The organism is Methylobacter luteus IMV-B-3098 (genome assembly GCF_000427625.1).
GTDB classification, from domain to species: domain Bacteria; phylum Pseudomonadota; class Gammaproteobacteria; order Methylococcales; family Methylomonadaceae; genus Methylobacter; species Methylobacter luteus.
The window spans coordinates 1217884-1233366 of the sequence record NZ_KE386569.1 but is presented as its reverse complement, the minus strand read 5'-3'; the positions used below and the strand labels follow the sequence as shown (position 1 = coordinate 1233366).

16 protein-coding genes are annotated in these 15483 nt (G+C 43.2%); 9 read left to right on the top strand and 7 right to left on the bottom strand.

What is annotated here, in order from left to right:
• Window positions 1–36 precede the first annotated feature (36 nt).
• Both METLU_RS0107555 and thrC read left to right on the top strand, forming a co-directional pair.
• On the top strand, window positions 37–1347 hold the full coding sequence (locus METLU_RS0107555; protein WP_027157685.1) for a homoserine dehydrogenase: 1311 nt from the start codon (window positions 37–39) through the stop codon (window positions 1345–1347).
• 10 nt (window positions 1348–1357) lie between these two features.
• Window positions 1358–2452, top strand: coding sequence for a threonine synthase (gene thrC, locus METLU_RS0107550; RefSeq protein ID WP_027157684.1), 1095 nt, complete (start codon window positions 1358–1360; stop codon window positions 2450–2452).
• 217 nt (window positions 2453–2669) lie between these two features.
• Here the strand turns inward: thrC and METLU_RS0107545 are convergent, their stop codons facing one another.
• Window positions 2670–4025 (bottom strand): alkaline phosphatase PhoX, encoded by a 1356-nt coding sequence (locus METLU_RS0107545; RefSeq protein WP_036242932.1) that lies wholly within the window; start codon window positions 4023–4025, stop codon window positions 2670–2672.
• Between the two features lie 286 nt (window positions 4026–4311).
• On the opposite strand from METLU_RS0107545, the gene recJ reads away from it, so the two are divergent.
• Window positions 4312–6057 carry a single-stranded-DNA-specific exonuclease RecJ gene (gene recJ / locus METLU_RS0107540; protein WP_027157682.1) on the top strand — a complete coding sequence of 582 codons (1746 nt, stop codon included), beginning with the start codon at window positions 4312–4314 and terminating at the stop codon, window positions 6055–6057.
• A gap of 38 nt (window positions 6058–6095) precedes the next feature.
• On the opposite strand, the gene METLU_RS0107535 is transcribed toward recJ, so the two are convergent.
• From METLU_RS0107535 to METLU_RS0107515, 5 genes are all read right to left on the bottom strand, one after another.
• Complete coding sequence (locus tag METLU_RS0107535) at window positions 6096–7094, bottom strand: peptidylprolyl isomerase (protein ID WP_027157681.1); 999 nt, start codon at window positions 7092–7094, stop codon at window positions 6096–6098.
• Between the two features lie 12 nt (window positions 7095–7106).
• Window positions 7107–7376, bottom strand: a complete 270-nt coding sequence (locus tag METLU_RS0107530) for a BolA family protein (RefSeq protein WP_027157680.1) — start codon at window positions 7374–7376, stop codon at window positions 7107–7109.
• Complete coding sequence (locus METLU_RS0107525) at window positions 7373–7675, bottom strand: YciI family protein (protein WP_027157679.1); 303 nt, start codon at window positions 7673–7675, stop codon at window positions 7373–7375. The genes METLU_RS0107530 and METLU_RS0107525 overlap by 4 nt, the downstream gene beginning before the upstream one ends.
• Before the next feature lie 3 nt (window positions 7676–7678).
• Window positions 7679–8215, bottom strand: coding sequence for a septation protein A (locus tag METLU_RS0107520; protein ID WP_027157678.1), 537 nt, complete (start codon window positions 8213–8215; stop codon window positions 7679–7681).
• 91 nt (window positions 8216–8306) lie between these two features.
• Window positions 8307–8573 (bottom strand): hypothetical protein, encoded by a 267-nt coding sequence (locus tag METLU_RS0107515; RefSeq protein WP_027157677.1) that lies wholly within the window; start codon window positions 8571–8573, stop codon window positions 8307–8309.
• 118 nt (window positions 8574–8691) lie between these two features.
• Between METLU_RS0107515 and METLU_RS0107510 the strand changes: the two genes are divergently transcribed.
• Both METLU_RS0107510 and METLU_RS0107505 read left to right on the top strand, forming a co-directional pair.
• Entirely contained in the window at window positions 8692–8991 is a 300-nt protein-coding gene (locus METLU_RS0107510) for a DUF1244 domain-containing protein (protein ID WP_027157676.1), read from the top strand.
• Window positions 8988–9728 (top strand): class I SAM-dependent methyltransferase, encoded by a 741-nt coding sequence (locus METLU_RS0107505; RefSeq protein WP_027157675.1) that lies wholly within the window; start codon window positions 8988–8990, stop codon window positions 9726–9728. The genes METLU_RS0107510 and METLU_RS0107505 overlap by 4 nt, the downstream gene beginning before the upstream one ends.
• 14 nt (window positions 9729–9742) lie before the next feature.
• Here the strand turns inward: METLU_RS0107505 and METLU_RS0107500 are convergent, their stop codons facing one another.
• The gene (locus METLU_RS0107500) at window positions 9743–11110 is read right to left on the bottom strand and encodes a TolC family outer membrane protein (RefSeq protein WP_027157674.1); all 1368 of its coding nucleotides are present in this window, start codon (window positions 11108–11110) and stop codon (window positions 9743–9745) included.
• A gap of 113 nt (window positions 11111–11223) precedes the next feature.
• Between METLU_RS0107500 and METLU_RS0107495 the strand changes: the two genes are divergently transcribed.
• The 4 genes from METLU_RS0107495 to METLU_RS0107480 all read left to right on the top strand — a co-directional run bounded on the left by METLU_RS0107495 (window position 11224) and on the right by METLU_RS0107480 (window position 15482).
• Complete coding sequence (locus tag METLU_RS0107495; RefSeq protein ID WP_027157673.1) at window positions 11224–12492, top strand: hypothetical protein; 1269 nt, start codon at window positions 11224–11226, stop codon at window positions 12490–12492.
• An 87-nt stretch (window positions 12493–12579) separates the two neighbouring features.
• Entirely contained in the window at window positions 12580–13707 is a 1128-nt protein-coding gene (locus METLU_RS0107490) for an aminotransferase class V-fold PLP-dependent enzyme (RefSeq protein WP_027157672.1), read from the top strand.
• A gap of 96 nt (window positions 13708–13803) precedes the next feature.
• Entirely contained in the window at window positions 13804–14244 is a 441-nt protein-coding gene (locus METLU_RS0107485) for a substrate-binding domain-containing protein (RefSeq protein WP_231383568.1), read from the top strand.
• A gap of 11 nt (window positions 14245–14255) precedes the next feature.
• Window positions 14256–15482 (top strand): hypothetical protein, encoded by a 1227-nt coding sequence (locus METLU_RS0107480; RefSeq protein WP_027157670.1) that lies wholly within the window; start codon window positions 14256–14258, stop codon window positions 15480–15482.
• The last annotated feature ends 1 nt before the right edge of the window (window position 15483 follow it).

Below are 15483 nucleotides of genomic sequence, written 5' to 3'. Positions count from 1 at the left end.
ATTTACTTAGAAAGATGCTTTGTGCAGGAGTTTGATTTGAAACCGGTAAAAGTGGGGGTTTTAGGATTAGGTACTGTCGGGGGCGGTACGGTCAATGTTTTGAAACGCAATGCGGCGGAAATTGCACGCAGAGCTGGTCGTGAAATCATCATCACTCGCGCATCGGCAAGGGATTTAAATCGGGAGCGCATTTGCGATACGCAAGGTATAGCTTTAACGACGGACCCTTTTGAAATCATCAATGATCCGGAAATAGACATTATCCTGGAACTGATTGGCGGCTGTGGTCCGGTCAAAGAGATGGTTTTAACAGCCATAGCCAACGGCAAGCATGTTGTTACCGCCAATAAAGCTCTGATTGCCTTGCACGGTAATGAGATTTTTGCCAAAGCCAGCGAAAAAGGTGTCATGGTAGCATTTGAGGCCGCGGTCGCCGGCGGCATTCCGATTATTAAAGCCATTCGCGAAGGATTAAGCGGCAATCAAATCCAGTGGCTGGCCGGTATTATTAACGGCACCGGCAACTTCATTCTGACTGAAATGCGGGATAAGGGCCGTGATTTTTCCGATGTTTTGGCCGAAGCACAAGCTTTGGGTTATGCAGAGGCCGATCCCACATTCGACGTGGAAGGCATCGATGCAGGCCACAAATTGACGATTTTGGCATCCATTGCGTTCGGCATACCACTGCAATTTGATAAGGTTTTTACCGAGGGCATTACCAAAATCACACGTGAAGATGTCGAATATGCCGAAGCGCTCGGTTACCGCATCAAGCATTTGGGTATCGCCCGCAAAACGCCTGAAGGTATTGAATTAAGAGTTCATCCGACACTGATACCGGCACGCCGCCTGATCGCCAATGTCGACGGCGTCATGAATGCCGTGCTTGTTAAAGGTGATGCGGTAGGCCCCACTTTATACTATGGCGCCGGCGCCGGCGCAGAACCAACTGCATCTGCCGTGGTCGCTGATGTGATTGATGTCGTGCGGGCATTAACCGGCGATCCTGAAAACCGGGTTCCGCATTTAGCTTTCCAGGCCGACTCGCTGGCGGATATACCGGTATTGTCACCGGACAGATTTAAGACCGCTTATTATCTGCGTCTGCATGCCGAGGATAAACCCGGCGTTCTGGCGGAAGTGACAAGAATTCTTGCCAACCATCAGATCAGCATTGAAGCCATTATTCAGAAGGAAGCACTGGATGATAAAGGATTCATGCCAATTATCATGCTGACTCAGATCACGCTGGAAAAAGAAATGAATGCGGCCATTGCTGAAATTGAAGCTTTACCGATGGTTAACGGTAAAGTCAATCGAATCCGCCTAGAAACTTTGGGATAAATAAAAAAACATGTCTATTAGTAAACGTTATACCGGTCTCATCGAACATTACAGAGGCCGTCTGCCCGTCAGTGAAACCACTCGTCTGATCAGTCTGGGTGAGGGCAATACTCCGCTTATTCAACTGCAAAACATACCTCGACTGATAGGCAAAGATGTCGATATTTACGTCAAGTATGAAGGCTTGAATCCTACCGGTTCTTTTAAAGACCGGGGCATGACGATGGCCGTGACTAAAGCCGTGGAAGAGGGCAGCAAGGCCATCATCTGCGCATCGACTGGTAACACATCAGCTGCCGCCGCCGCTTATGCTGTTCGTGCCGGCATTAAGGCTTTCGTGTTGATACCCGAAGGCAAAATTGCCTTGGGCAAACTGGCGCAGACGTTGATGTATGGCGCTGAAATCATCCAGATCAACGGCAATTTTGATAGAGGCATGGCCTTGGTTAAAGAAGTGGCCGATCATGCACCAGTCACTATCGTAAACTCGATCAATCCGTTCAGGCTTGAAGGTCAGAAAACAGCGGCTTTTGAAATCGTTGACGAGCTTGGCCGCGCGCCAGATTATCACTGTCTGCCAGTCGGCAATGCCGGCAATATCAGTGCCTACTGGAAAGGTTATAAGGAATACTCAACCGATAACGCGACACATAAAGCTGTTACCAATACGCGTCCAGTCATGTGTGGCTATCAAGCGGCTGGAGCGGCCCCGTTTGTGCTCGGCCAAATGGTTGATGAGCCCGAAACGGTTGCTACGGCCATCCGCATCGGCCATCCTCAATCCTGGGATCTGGCCTGGACGGCGCAAAAAGAATCCGGCGGCTGGTTCGACAGATTCTCGGACGAACAGATTCTGGCGGCCCAGAAAATGCTGTCTCAATATGAAGGCGTGTTTTGCGAACCGGCATCAGCTACTTCACTGGCAGGCGCTTTGCATGACATCAGTACAGGCAAGATTCCCGAAGGCAGCAAAGTTGTCTGTACTTTAACCGGTAATGGCTTAAAAGATCCCGACAGTGCAATCAAACAATGCGCGGCAGCTCATCCTGTTACGATTGAAGCCAATCTGGATGCCGTTAAAAAGGCGATTCTGGATAATATGTAATTTTGACTGTCTCTGACTGATAAAAAGCCGACTATTGTCGGCTTTTTATTTTAGGAGCTGTTCTCTCTAGCCACTTATTCGACCAGCTTGAGCTAGTTGAATATTGAAGCGCGCAGTCGGTCGGAAAAGCCTAAGAACGAGCAATAAAAATGCCGCAGCTTATTTAATAGTTGCGGCTCGTTTTGTATTTATTACTGCGTTAATTTAATTGGATGAATCAATCACGGTCCTCGTTATGTCTTTCATCCTTTTCACTGTATTTCCTGATTTTAGTGATTGCCATCGTTTTATCATTACCCGTTCCGGAATGCTGGACATTCACGAACAGCTTGTGCGGGTCCTTGCCGAAATAGATACCGGTTCCTTCCGCATCTTTATCTTTCATCGATGCAAACAAATGCACGCCGTCGGCATGTCCATCACCGTCATTATCGGGTTCCGCTACCCAAATATCGCTGGGCGCGTTATCTTCGACTATCCACAGTTTACCGTCAGAACCATTGGCTAGATTGTCAGGACTTTTAAGACCGGTTACACCAGCAGATTTATTTTCCGCCGCAATATTGACGCCAGCTTCAACAAAGTAACTGACCATCGGTCTTTCATGTAGACTGATGGATAACACGGCACCAGGACCGTCTTTGCCTCCAATACGAGGTTCACAGGTTAATGCCGCATATAAAGTCTTGCCGATGCGCTCCAAATCTTCTGGACGGCAGTAGCTGGTTGCTCCGACTTGCTCTGCTGCCGCTTGCGCATCAAATGTGACTGGATCCAGGTGCAGTTCCACCCATTCCGCTTCGCCGATTTGGACGCCATCCTTAACACGCAATGCGAACAATTTGCCAGTGCTCAAATCACCGTAGGTGTTCGGCACGAACTTGAAAATGGATCCGCCCGGCGCGCGGTCTTCGTCGATCACATAGACATTGCCTTCATCATCGATCTCGATCCCTTCATGAGCAATTGAGCCAAGCAATGGGCGCGCAGTCACTTTTTTTGCTATTGTGAGATCGTCCTTATCCAGTTCGATTTCATAAACCAGACCTGATGATGCATGTGGATAGTCGGGATCAGGATAACCGCCTGAATTTGTTTCTTCGGCAACCAAAATGGTATGCCAAGGCGTCCAGATAATGCCGTCCAGAGCTTCCCAATCTTCTCTTGCCACCAGTTCCTTGGCTTTACCCGTTTTTAAGTCAATAACGGAAACTGTCCCACCGAGTTTTCCATCATTACGCTGATCATTGCCTGGACGGACTTCATGAGTACGATATAAGTAGCGGCCAGCCTGCTTTTTAGCTTCATTGACCGTATTCATGTCGGGCCAATCGTTATTAATATAGATATTTAAATTGGACTCGTCAGAAATAACGGATTGTTTGAATCCTTCGGGAATCAACCAGGTCGATTCATTTAAAACAGCAGGATCACTGGTTAGTTCATTATAAGCGGAACCCGCGATCGGTTTGAAGGCCATTGGTCCATTGATCTCATCCGCGAAACCAATGACAGGATGAAAACTGCCTACCACCGCGAGTAAGGGAAGGGATGTTAAAATTTTTTTATTCATGCTTATTTTCCGTACAATTTTCATAAATTTTGGGTCACCGCAATGCTCTAAGCGGACTTCATGAATAATAAGTATGAGAAATGACAAGAAGATGAAGGAATTAAAATGAATTGATGACTATGATGCTGCATCAATCAATTATAATGAGTTCTTTTTGCTTCTCTCATAACAGTGGCTTACCGGGCAACACCAAATAAATTACCATTAAGATTTTGATTTTAATTGTATTTTTGCTCAAATATATTTTGAAGCTCTGTAGCGCTAACTCTGCCGATTATTGAATTCCATGTATTATCCAGGTGTAAAGAAAACCATCGTTACCAGACCTATAGGTAAAAAACGTCCTCAATTTGGCGAACTTCATCCTGTTCTGGAGCGTATTTATTTAGCCAGGGGTTTAACATCGGAAGCCGATCTGGATAGGACGTTAGCAAAACTGCCATCACCATGGTTGTTATCAGGCATGGAAAATATGGTCACCCATCTAGTCACCGCAATTAATGAAGGGCAAAGAATTTCCGTCATAGCCGACTTCGATGCGGATGGCGCTACCAGTTGTGCCGTGGCTGTCAAAGGATTGCAATTACTGGGGGCAGGGCAGGTTTCATTTATAGTCCCCAACCGGTTCGAATACGGTTATGGATTGACTCCGGAAATTGTCGAACTGGTCAAGCAGCAAAAGCCTGGCATCATCATCACCGTCGATAATGGCATATCGAGTATTGACGGTGTCAAAGCGGCCAAGGATTCTGGGTTAAAAGTTCTGGTGACAGATCATCACTTGCCTGGGCATGAACTACCGGCTGCCGACGCTATCGTCAATCCCAATCTATCCGATGATAAATTTCCGAGTGGCGCACTGGCTGGTGTTGGAGTAATTTTCTATGTGTTAATGGCTCTGCGTAGCCGATTAAGAGAACAGAACTGGTTTGAGCGACATAAGGTCCAGGAACCGAATCTAGCCCAGTTACTCGATTATGTGGCTTTAGGCACAGTTGCCGATGTGGTTCCTTTGGACCGAGTTAACAGAATACTGGTTTATCAGGGTCTCTTAAGGATTCGCACGGGGCGGGCCCATCCTGGGGTAAACGCGCTGATTGAGGTATCAGGCAAAAAAACTCAATCCATCAGCTCATCGGATCTGGGATTTTCGCTAGGACCAAGGCTCAACGCTGCAGGGCGCATGGATGATATGTCATTAGGCATTGAGTGCTTGTTAACCGAAAATCCGGTACAAGCAAAGGAAATAGCACTTCAGCTCGATGATCTGAATAATGATCGACGGGAAATTGAAGGGCAAATGAAAAAAGAGGCTATAGCTTTATTAAAGGAAATGAAAACCCTTGATGAACCGCACTTGCCCGCCGGGGTTTGCCTGTTTAATGCAGACTGGCATCAGGGCGTGATTGGTATTTTGGCTTCGCGAATCAAGGACAGACTGCATCGACCTGTTATCGCCTTTGCATCGGCTGGTAAAGATGAAATAAAAGGCTCTGCGCGTTCAATTCCAGGCGTTCATATCCGGGACGTGCTGAGTGATATTGCCGCCGAGCACCCTAAATTACTAAGCAAATTCGGTGGTCATGCCATGGCAGCTGGTTTGAGCCTGAAAATGCACGATTACCCGCCTTTTGCTTTGGCCTTTGATGAAATGGTAAGAAAGCGTCTGGATAATGTTGATCTGGAGCTGAAGATTTATTCGGATGGCGAGTTAACCGAAAATGAGATCTCGATTGAATTTGCCGCTTTATTACAAAACGCCGGTACTTGGGGACAGGAGTTTCCCGAGCCAGTGTTTGATGGGATATTTGACGTAATTCAATCCCGCATCGTCGGACAACGCCATCTTAAACTGGTGCTGAAAAAACCATCTACTGATCTGTTAATCGATGCTATCGCTTTTTATGTGGATCATCCTGAGCAATGGTTAGGACTGAGATCTTGCAGAATAGCTTACAAGTTGGACATTAATGAATTTAGAGGGAATTGCAGCGTGCAGTTTATTTTGCAATACATGGAAAAATTAGCATAAAAAAGGGCGGAAAAAACCGCCCTTTTTTAATAAATAGCTTATTTTTTATCTGGAGTTGCTGGTTTTCCAGCCTCAGGAGCCGCTTTCTCAGCTGGAGCATCACTTGGTTTTACAGGCTCTGGTGCTGATTCGACAGCTGGTTGTTCTGTAGTGGCTGGTTCGCCAGCAGGAGCTGCGCCTTCAGCTTTTGGTTTTTCTTCTGTTGTCGGAACCAGAACTTCTACTTGCGCCTGTTTGCGCAGGTTTTCAATCATGGATTGGACTTTTTTGCGTTGCAGATAAGGCGTCAGCTGTTCTTTTACCGATTCCAATGGAGGTGGTGTTTGCGGGCGTGAATCTTCCCTTAAAATAACATGCCAGCCAAACTGTGTCTGTACCGGTGCTTTGGTGTATTTGCCGTTTTCCAGTTTCTCTACTGCTTGAGAGAAAGGCGCAACCATCTGGTTAGCAGTAAACCAGCCCAAATCGCCGCCTTGAGATGATGTATCTATAGAGTTCTTGGTTGCCAACTCGTCAAATTTTGCGCCTTTGTCTAGTTTTTCAATCAGTTTTTTAGCTTCTGCTTCAGTCTTGACTAAAATATGACGCGCTTTATATTCGGTGCCTTTTTCAGCGGCAACTTTACTATCATATTCCGCTTTTACTTCTGCTTCAGTGACTGGATTGGTTTTTAGATAGTCTTGCAGAACAGCCTGCGATAATAATGATTTTTTAAGAGTTTCGAGACGCTCTACAACTTCAGGCGATTTATCAAGCCCTTTTTTCAAGGCTTCCTGTACCAGTAATTCGCGTTGGATCAACTCTTCTATCAATTTATCTTTAGGAAAAGCCTGTCCGTGTGCGCGCTCAGCAACTTCACTTTCTAACTCCGCCAGTGTTTTTTTACTGATGTATTTTCCGTTTACGACAGCAACGGCATCTGCTTTGTCAACAACGGGAGCAGCAGGAGTAGCATCAGTGGTTTTTTGTTCATTACAAGCTGAAATCGAAACCAGTGCCGTACCAGCAAGCAGTAAAGGGATAATCTTTTTTTTCATTTATTATTTTCCTTATATTTTATGTTCAGAGGGTGAGAGAGCATTAATGCCTAAAGCATGAATTTGATGTTTCATCATGTCGCCCAGCGCTTTATAGATTAGCTGGTGCCGTTGAACTAAAGATTTGCCTTCAAACGCATCGGCGACAATCGTAACATGGTAGTGACCGCCGCCGCTACGTGCTCCGGCATGCCCGGCATGAGCTGAGCTGTTATCTACAATTTCCAGCAGTTCAGGATGAAAGGCTTCATTTAATAATTGTTTTATAATATTGGCTGTCATTGAGGCAAGACCCTTTTGAAAGGTTTAACTGTAACCTGTGTATAAACGCCTGCATCAATATAGGGATCTGCATTGGCCCATTGCTGGGCTGCTTCCAGACAATCAAACTCAGCCACAATCAAGCTACCGGTAAAACCGGCTTCACCGGGGTTTTCGCTGTCTACAGCAGGGTGCGGACCGGCTAAAATCAATCGCCCGGCATCCTGAAGCTCTTGCAGTCTTTTAAGATGGGCCGGACGCGCTGTCATTCTTTTTTCCAAACTATTCGCTACATCTTCACTGATAATTGCGTATAACATGATTTATTCCTCTGCCTCGGGAATATATTTATAGATAAAAATCATTTGTACCAGAATAAAAATAATCATTAACCCCGGTACCCCGAATGTTTTAAAAGTCACCCAATCATCAGTATTGTAGTTATACATAACATACAGATTGATAAAACCGATACTGATAAAGAAACTGGCCCACATAATGTTCAATCGCTTCCAGATCAAAGCCGGCAACGTTAAACTGCCGGACATCATTCTTTCAACGAAAGGCTTTTTACCAATAAATTGGCTGCCTAAAAAGGCTAGACCGAACAACCATTCTATAATGGATAATTTCCATTTGATAAATTGCTCATCCTGTAGATAAATGGTGGCGCCCCCCATTACGAGAATCAGAGCTAATGTAATCCATTGCATAGTTTCAACTTTACGGCGTTTAAACCAGGTATAGGCGACCTGAATAATAGTGGCTACGATAACGACTGCAGTAGCAACATAAATATCGTAAAGTTTAAACGCAATAAAGAATAGAATGATAGGGAAGAATTCGAAAAGCTGATTCATAATAGCTGGAAATGAAGGTTGTCAGACATAAGTGTCTATTCCTGTAATCAATGCGACACGTTGATTCAGCAAGAGTTGATGATGTCCTGGTTTAAGCATTTTGCGCTTTTAAAGTACGCGTGTCAGTTGATATATGAGTGTTATGCCGGTTTATTAAATCCAGGCTTGAACCGGTATTCTTGAATGTTTTTTTAATCTTATCGGGAGAACGCCCCCGATCGAACTGATGGTTATGAGAGTTTTTAATAACAGAAAGTTCATTGGCTTCGTCTTTGTTCTGCACATTGTTGTTTTTGTCAATGGATTGCCGGTTATATCCAATGGGCAAAAAAGTTAACGATGAACTATGAATTTCCATATATTGAACCGTCTGCTATGCGAACATAATGACGAGGTATTGTAAAATCTTTGCTCATGAATGTACATATCTCGATGTGCGTTTCTGCTAGAATGTCCAATATTTTCGGAGAACGTCTATGGATAAAAATACACAAATAGAACTAGAAGCGGCTGCATTCAGGCAATTAGTCAGCCATTTACAGAAACATACCGAAGTACAAAACATTGATTTAATGATTTTGGCCGATTTTTGCAGAAATTGTCTGGCAAAATGGTATGTGGCGGCAGCAGCAGAGCGAGGGATTGATATGGATTACGAACAGGCAAGGCAAGTGATTTATGGTATGCCCTATAACGAGTGGAAGGATAAATTTCAAAGTGAAGCAACAGCCGAACAATTGGCTGCTTATGAACGCAAGCAACAATCAAAATTATGATCGATAAAAAATCCCAATATGATGCAATGTTTTCCGGCGTAATAGGGCAGGACTATGAAATGCTCAATCTGATCTGTCCATTAGCAACAGAAATGAGCCGTCTCGTGGGCGCCATGGTAGCTGAATATCCTGAAAGAAGTACAGATAAATTGAAAATTGTTGAATTAGGCGGAGGAACAGGTATTACCACGCTATCGATATTAACCGCCAGAGAGGCAACGACTGTTTTCAGTATCGATAACGAACCAACTATGCAGAGCCAAGCCAAAAAGCATCTGAAAAAATGGGCGGACGAGGAAAGATTGTTTTTTTGTAGCGATGACGCATTGACCGCACTAGAAAATCTGGCAACGGATAGCGTTGATATCGTGGCATCTGCCTATACTTTGCACAATTTTCAAAATACTTATCGCCAGAAAGTGATAGAGGAAATTTTTCGGGTTCTAAAGCCTGGTGGGCAATTCATCAACGGAGATCGTTATAGCCTGGACGATATTTCCGGACATACACGTGTTGTTCAGCAGGAGGTCAGCGGCTATTTCAAAATATTGACGAAAGCCAATAAGCTTGATTTATTGGAGAGTTGGATAGTGCATTTATTCAATGATGAATCCGAAAATCATATCATGCGTGAATCGCTGGCGCTAAATCAACTACGAGAAATTGGATTTTCACAGATTAATTTGAGCCATAGAATGGAAGCCAATGCCTTGGTGACAGCTATAAAACCAGCTTGATAAGGGGCTACTTTCTAATCTCTGTTTTTATCGGTATTTGCCACTAACAAACGATTGATTTGTTCAAGATCACCTACGGTAAGTGTGCTGGCCGCTTGCTTTAATTTGATACTATTGATCAGATAGTCATAGCGGCTACGCGCATAATCCCGTTTGACCCGGTATGAATTTCGTTGCTCAGCCAATACTTCCACCATGGTTCGGGTTCCTACTTCAAGGCCCGCTTCAGTGGCTTCCAGGGCGCTCTCGGCCGAGATGACTGTCGTTTTTAACGCTTCTACTCTACCGATGCTGGACATAACGCCACGAAAGGCATCTTTTACCTGACGTTTTACCGAGCGCCTGGTCGCAATCCATCGCTCCTTGGCGGCTTCATAGTCGTGGCCAGCCTGACGGGTACGTGAATTTACCGCGCCGCCTTCAAACAGAGGCACATTCAATTGCACGCCGACCGTTTGCGTATCGCCACGCAAACCAAAACTGCTGTTGACATCCGATACACCGTAAGAAGCGACCAGATCCAGTTGCGGCAGATGCCCGCTGTGCTGCAGATCAATCGATTTGCGAAAGGCTTCCGCTTCATTGAATGCGGAAATGATACTGAAGTTATTCATTTCCGCTGAATTGCTCCACTTCTCGATATCCGCCGGTTCAGGTTTGGCCAGGGGCAATTTTTCGTCAAGCGGATCCAATAAGGCCTCATTGTCACCAATGATTTCCCTTAATACTTCTTTTTGATTATCCAGGTCATTAGTGGCTTCTATCTCGCTGGCACTGGCCTGATCGAAGGCAGCCTGTGCTTCATGCACATCGGTTATGGCAACAAGACCAACTTCGAAGCGTTGTTTAGCCTGTTCCAGCTGTCGAGCGATAGCATCTTTTTCCGCCACGGTAAAATCCAGATTATCCTGGGCCGATAAGATATTGAAATAAGCCTCGGTTATTTTAATCATCAGATTCTGCAGTTCCGCCTGATAAGAAGCTTCGGCCTGGGCAATTTCATTATCGGACTGACTGAGTTGGATCCAGTGTTCCCAGTGAAACAAGGGCTGGGCTAAATTCAGGGAAAAACTATGGTTCCAGTATTCCTGGTTGACTTGTATCCCCCGGAAATCAATGAACCGGGGATCCTTGGCTTTTTTATTGTGCAAGCGCTCTCTGCTACTGGAGGCTGTGGCTGAAATGTTAGGCAAAAAACGCGCAATACTTTGATCCCTTATTTCATCAGTTGCGAGTTGGTTTGCCTGAGCCTGCTTTAGAGTAGGGTCGTTTTGCAACGCCAGTTCATAGGTTTCCAGTAGATTTTGGGATTTTAACGGCGTAATGCCGGTTAAAACAATAATAAAACCAAATAGTTTTTTTAATAATGAGTGCTTTTTCATACTTCCATGAAATGCTTATACGTAGAGTTCGATTATCAGTTTTAATGGGTAAATGATAATATTGATGGTTTTTTGTTTTACCGATACTTGCTTTACTAATATCAATATATCGTATGAATCCAGTATTTAAAATTTTCATTTTACCTATTATTGCCGCCGAATTAAGTAGTTGTTCGAGTTTCGGCAAAGGCGTTATTGAAGCTGTCATGGAAAAACAGCAAGCCGTTGATACTCGCCTATGTGAAGTATGGGGGAAATCCTTTAGTGGAATCATGCCATTTCTGGATCATCAGAAAGGCAAAATGAAAGTACTCATGGTGCATGGAGTGGGGGACCATTTACCCGGATACTCGACACAATTTATAGAGAAGCTGGCTAAAGAACTGGAGTTACCGGTCATGTCGGCACAATACAAAAACATTACTCTGACGGATCCGCTTGATGCCACCAAAAATCTCGGCAACTTAAGAATCAACCGATTGCTAAGCAGGGATAGAAGCAAGGAGTTAATGTTTTATGAATTAACCTGGTCTTTTATTACAGCCAAGCAAAAAGAAGTGCTGGCGTATGATAATTCAGGAGAATATTCCTTTCGCCGAGCGGAAATCAATGATTTGATGAAAAAGTTTTCTAATGACACCGGACCTGATCCCATCATTTATCTGGGAGACAGCAGGGAAGAGATTCTGGTTTCATTTACACAATCATTTTGCTGGATGACCAAAAGCAATTGGGAAAACCTGCCGAATGATGTAACACAAGTTTGTTCATTTAATGAAAACTCAGTAACGACAAACATACATAATGACCAGTATGCTTTTATTTCTCATAGCCTTGGTAGTCGTATTGCGATTGATGGCATGCAGCGAATTGCTTCTTTACTGGATAACCGCAATGACCATAAAGATAACTCTGCTCAAGCTATAGAGTTGGTTGATGCCTTAAAAGACAAGGAAATCCCCATTTATATGATGTCCAATCAACTGCCTATGCTGCAGCTAGGACGTAAGTTGCCGGATGTAAGTAATCAAAAAGCGGCTTATTGCCAGCCGCAAGGGGAAAGATACGATCAGCGCATGCTCGCTAAAACATCCATTATTGCTTTTAGCGATCCCAATGATCTTCTCAGTTATGCAGTACCTCGAGGATTTGTAGAAAAATACCTGGATTCGAGGCTGTGCATTGATGTAACTAATATTAATATTAATGTCGCTACTATTTTTGATGCTTTTGGCTTGGGCAAGCTGGCCAATCCTATCAATGCGCATATAGGCTACGATACCGATGACAGAGTGATAGCGCTAATTGCTAAGGGCATTGGCAATAATATGGCATCCAGTATTGTTAACGATCGCTGTCGGTGGATCGACACTATTGATTAACCCAGGCATTAATGTAAATATATCATAATTTAACATAATATATATTATGCGAACATTTTTATTAAACTTACTTTCAGGATTATTGCTATGAAACATCCGGAATTTCCATTATCTGATGAACTAATTTATTTAAACCACGCTGCTGTATCGCCATGGCCTAAAAGAACCAGCGCAGCCGTTGCAAAATTTGCAGAACAAAATACAGTATACGGTTCATATTTTTATCCCGACTGGCTGGCAAAAGAATCCGAATTACGGACACAGCTGAAAATGTTATTAAATGCACCTTCTGTGGATGATATTGCTTTGGTAAAAAATACCTCTGAAGCTTTATCTTTTGTAGCCTACGGCCTGGATTGGCAATCCGGCGACAACATTGTCAGCAGTAATGAAGAATTTCCCTCTAACAGATTACCTTGGCAGTCTCTGGCAAAACAAGGTGTTGAATTTCGTCAAGCTGATTTAAGGAATTCTATTTCTCCTGAGGATGCTTTATTTGCACTTGTAGATAATAATACCCGTTTATTAACAATAAGTTCTATACAGTTTGCTTCGGGTCTGCGTTTGGATCTGGAAAAAATAGGCGCATTTTGTAAACAGCGCAATATCTTGTTGTGTATCGACGCTATTCAAAGCCTGGGTGCTGTTCAATTTGATGTACAGGCTTATCAAGCTGATTTCGTGATGGCTGATGGGCACAAGTGGATGCTGGGCCCTGAAGGCCTGGGTGTTTTCTATACTACGCCAGAGGCTAGAGATAAACTAAAACTGACTCAATATGGTTGGCATATGATGAAAGACACCTATAATTATGAAAATAAACTGTGGGAAATTCACCCTACTGCCCGTCGTTTTGAATGTGGCAGTCTTAATATGTTAGGGATTCACGCTCTTTCTGCAAGCCTGTCCTTATTGCTGGAGACGGGAATGGCAGTTGTTGAGTCTTTGATTATAGAAAAAACGCAATATTTAATGGATCAGATTAATGGAAACGAGCAACTGGTTTTATTATCTCAGCGGCAAAATCAATTAAATTCCGGTATCATAATATTCAAACATAAAACTATCTCAAATAACGTGTTTTATAAATACCTGCAGGAAAATGGTGTTGTCTGTGCTTTACGCGGTGGTGGAATACGGTTATCGCCACATTTTTATAATAAAAATGAAGAATTAAAGAAAGCGCTCTCTATAATAGAATTATATTGCGATTAACAATTCTCATTAGATTGTTCTATAAGAAACGACTCTATTATTAACCGGTTATCCAGTTTGCAACAAATCGCCCTATTCTTTCAATTAAGATTGAGAATGAGTTTCGTGCTCATTCTATCCATCTTTTTGCTGAATCAATTTGCTTCAGCCGCGCCTCCTCTAATTGACCAACAACAAAATATTGTCGTTCCTGTCATCAATAGAGCTAATCAGCAAAATACCATTAGCCGAAATGGATTAAGTGCGATTTTTAAGATGCGATTACTTCGCTGGAATGATGGTTCTGCCGTGACAGTTTTTGTACTAAATGATGATGACCAATTACATAGACAGTTTTGCAAGCAGATATTAAATGTTTTTCCTCACCAAATGCGTCGAAATTGGAACAAGCTAGTCTTTAGCGGATCAGGTCAGGCTCCAATTCTTGTAGAAAGCAAAGAGGAAATGATTGAAAAAATAGCAAATACGCCAGGATCCGTAGGCTATCTAAATTTAAAAGACTTAACAAATAATATTAAGCAATTGGTTGTTAAATAAGGAAATATGACATGTATGTTGTTAAATTTAGTTTAAATAATTCTAAAAAACTGTTCATCTGCAGTGTAGTGATGGTGACCCCTTTTATTTCCAACAATACAATTGCTGCTGAAAAAAATTGGCTACCGGATTCAATACAAATACATGGTTTCCTTTCTCAAGCATTGATTCATACATCGGATAATAATTTCTTCGGAACAACCGATGATAATATTTCTGAGGATTTCAGGGAATTAGGTATCAACGGTTCATGGCGTATCTTTCCTGACTTACAGATAGCGATGCAGGTAGTATGGCGAGACGCGGGTTTAACGGATGAGCAAGGCTTACGTATTGACTATGGGCTTGCTGATTATCACCTATACTCTTCCGAGGATAATTTATTGGGCATTAAGGCTGGAAGAGTTCCAACTCCACTAGGTTTATATAATGAAACCCGGGATGTCGCATCCACCAGGCCTGGTATATTTTTGCCACAATCGATTTATTTTGATGTTAATCGAAATTTCGCGTTATCCGCTGATGGCGGTTATTTATATGGCGAACAAAACACCGATTGGGGTGATTTTTCTTTTAATTTCGGTATTACAAGTCCTCGTAGTAGCGAGGATCCTGATTTAAAACCAGCGATTGTAGGTAATTTTCCGGGAGAAATAGAGGGCGATCTATCTTGGGGCGGTCGCTTAAATTATGAATGGAGGGGTGGCGAAGTCCGACTTGTGGTTACTTATGCCGAGGTTAACGCTCATTTCTCCCCTGCACCTGCGCCGAACAACTTAAATTCAGGTCAAATCAAATTTCATCCATTGATTTTTTCTGCTCAGTATAATGCCGAAAAATGGTCTTTGACTGCAGAATATGAATTTCGAGATTTACGATTGAACAATTTCGGTCTATTTCCTGATTCCAAGATATTAGGTCAAGGATACTATGTTCAAGGTATTTATAAGTTCACTTCTTATCTGGAGGGTATGGTTCGATATGATGAGCTCATCTGGGATACAGATGATAAAGATGGGAATAAATTTGCCGCGCAATATGGTAGACCGGCTTATTCAAGATTTGCTAAAGACTGGACTGTTGGTTTGCGGTATAAAATAATTCCTGGTTTGCTTCTTAGTACAGAATATCACCGCATAAACGGTACGGGAACAATATCTAGTTTAGAAAACCCAGATCCAGCCCGTACAGTACAGCATTGGGATCTATATGCAGTGATGTTGTCTTATGATTTCTAAA

What these genes read in the sequence shown, in the direction of transcription:
- METLU_RS0107530 (WP_027157680.1), bottom strand. Translation starts at nt 7,376, where the DNA reads ATGACAGCCAATATTATAAAACAATTATTAAATGAAGCCTTTCATCCT.
- METLU_RS0107545 (WP_036242932.1), bottom strand. Translation starts at nt 4,025, where the DNA reads ATGAATAAAAAAATTTTAACATCCCTTCCCTTACTCGCGGTGGTAGGC.
- METLU_RS0107500 (WP_027157674.1), bottom strand. Translation starts at nt 11,110, where the DNA reads ATGAAAAAGCACTCATTATTAAAAAAACTATTTGGTTTTATTATTGTT.
- thrC (WP_027157684.1), top strand. Translation starts at nt 1,358, where the DNA reads ATGTCTATTAGTAAACGTTATACCGGTCTCATCGAACATTACAGAGGC.
- recJ (WP_027157682.1), top strand. Translation starts at nt 4,312, where the DNA reads ATGTATTATCCAGGTGTAAAGAAAACCATCGTTACCAGACCTATAGGT.
- METLU_RS0107490 (WP_027157672.1), top strand. Translation starts at nt 12,580, where the DNA reads ATGAAACATCCGGAATTTCCATTATCTGATGAACTAATTTATTTAAAC.
- METLU_RS0107495 (WP_027157673.1), top strand. Translation starts at nt 11,224, where the DNA reads ATGAATCCAGTATTTAAAATTTTCATTTTACCTATTATTGCCGCCGAA.
- METLU_RS0107480 (WP_027157670.1), top strand. Translation starts at nt 14,256, where the DNA reads ATGTATGTTGTTAAATTTAGTTTAAATAATTCTAAAAAACTGTTCATC.
- METLU_RS0107535 (WP_027157681.1), bottom strand. Translation starts at nt 7,094, where the DNA reads ATGAAAAAAAAGATTATCCCTTTACTGCTTGCTGGTACGGCACTGGTT.
- METLU_RS0107515 (WP_027157677.1), bottom strand. Translation starts at nt 8,573, where the DNA reads ATGGAAATTCATAGTTCATCGTTAACTTTTTTGCCCATTGGATATAAC.
- METLU_RS0107510 (WP_027157676.1), top strand. Translation starts at nt 8,692, where the DNA reads ATGGATAAAAATACACAAATAGAACTAGAAGCGGCTGCATTCAGGCAA.
- METLU_RS0107520 (WP_027157678.1), bottom strand. Translation starts at nt 8,215, where the DNA reads ATGAATCAGCTTTTCGAATTCTTCCCTATCATTCTATTCTTTATTGCG.
- METLU_RS0107525 (WP_027157679.1), bottom strand. Translation starts at nt 7,675, where the DNA reads ATGTTATACGCAATTATCAGTGAAGATGTAGCGAATAGTTTGGAAAAA.
- METLU_RS0107505 (WP_027157675.1), top strand. Translation starts at nt 8,988, where the DNA reads ATGATCGATAAAAAATCCCAATATGATGCAATGTTTTCCGGCGTAATA.
- METLU_RS0107485 (WP_231383568.1), top strand. Translation starts at nt 13,804, where the DNA reads ATGAGTTTCGTGCTCATTCTATCCATCTTTTTGCTGAATCAATTTGCT.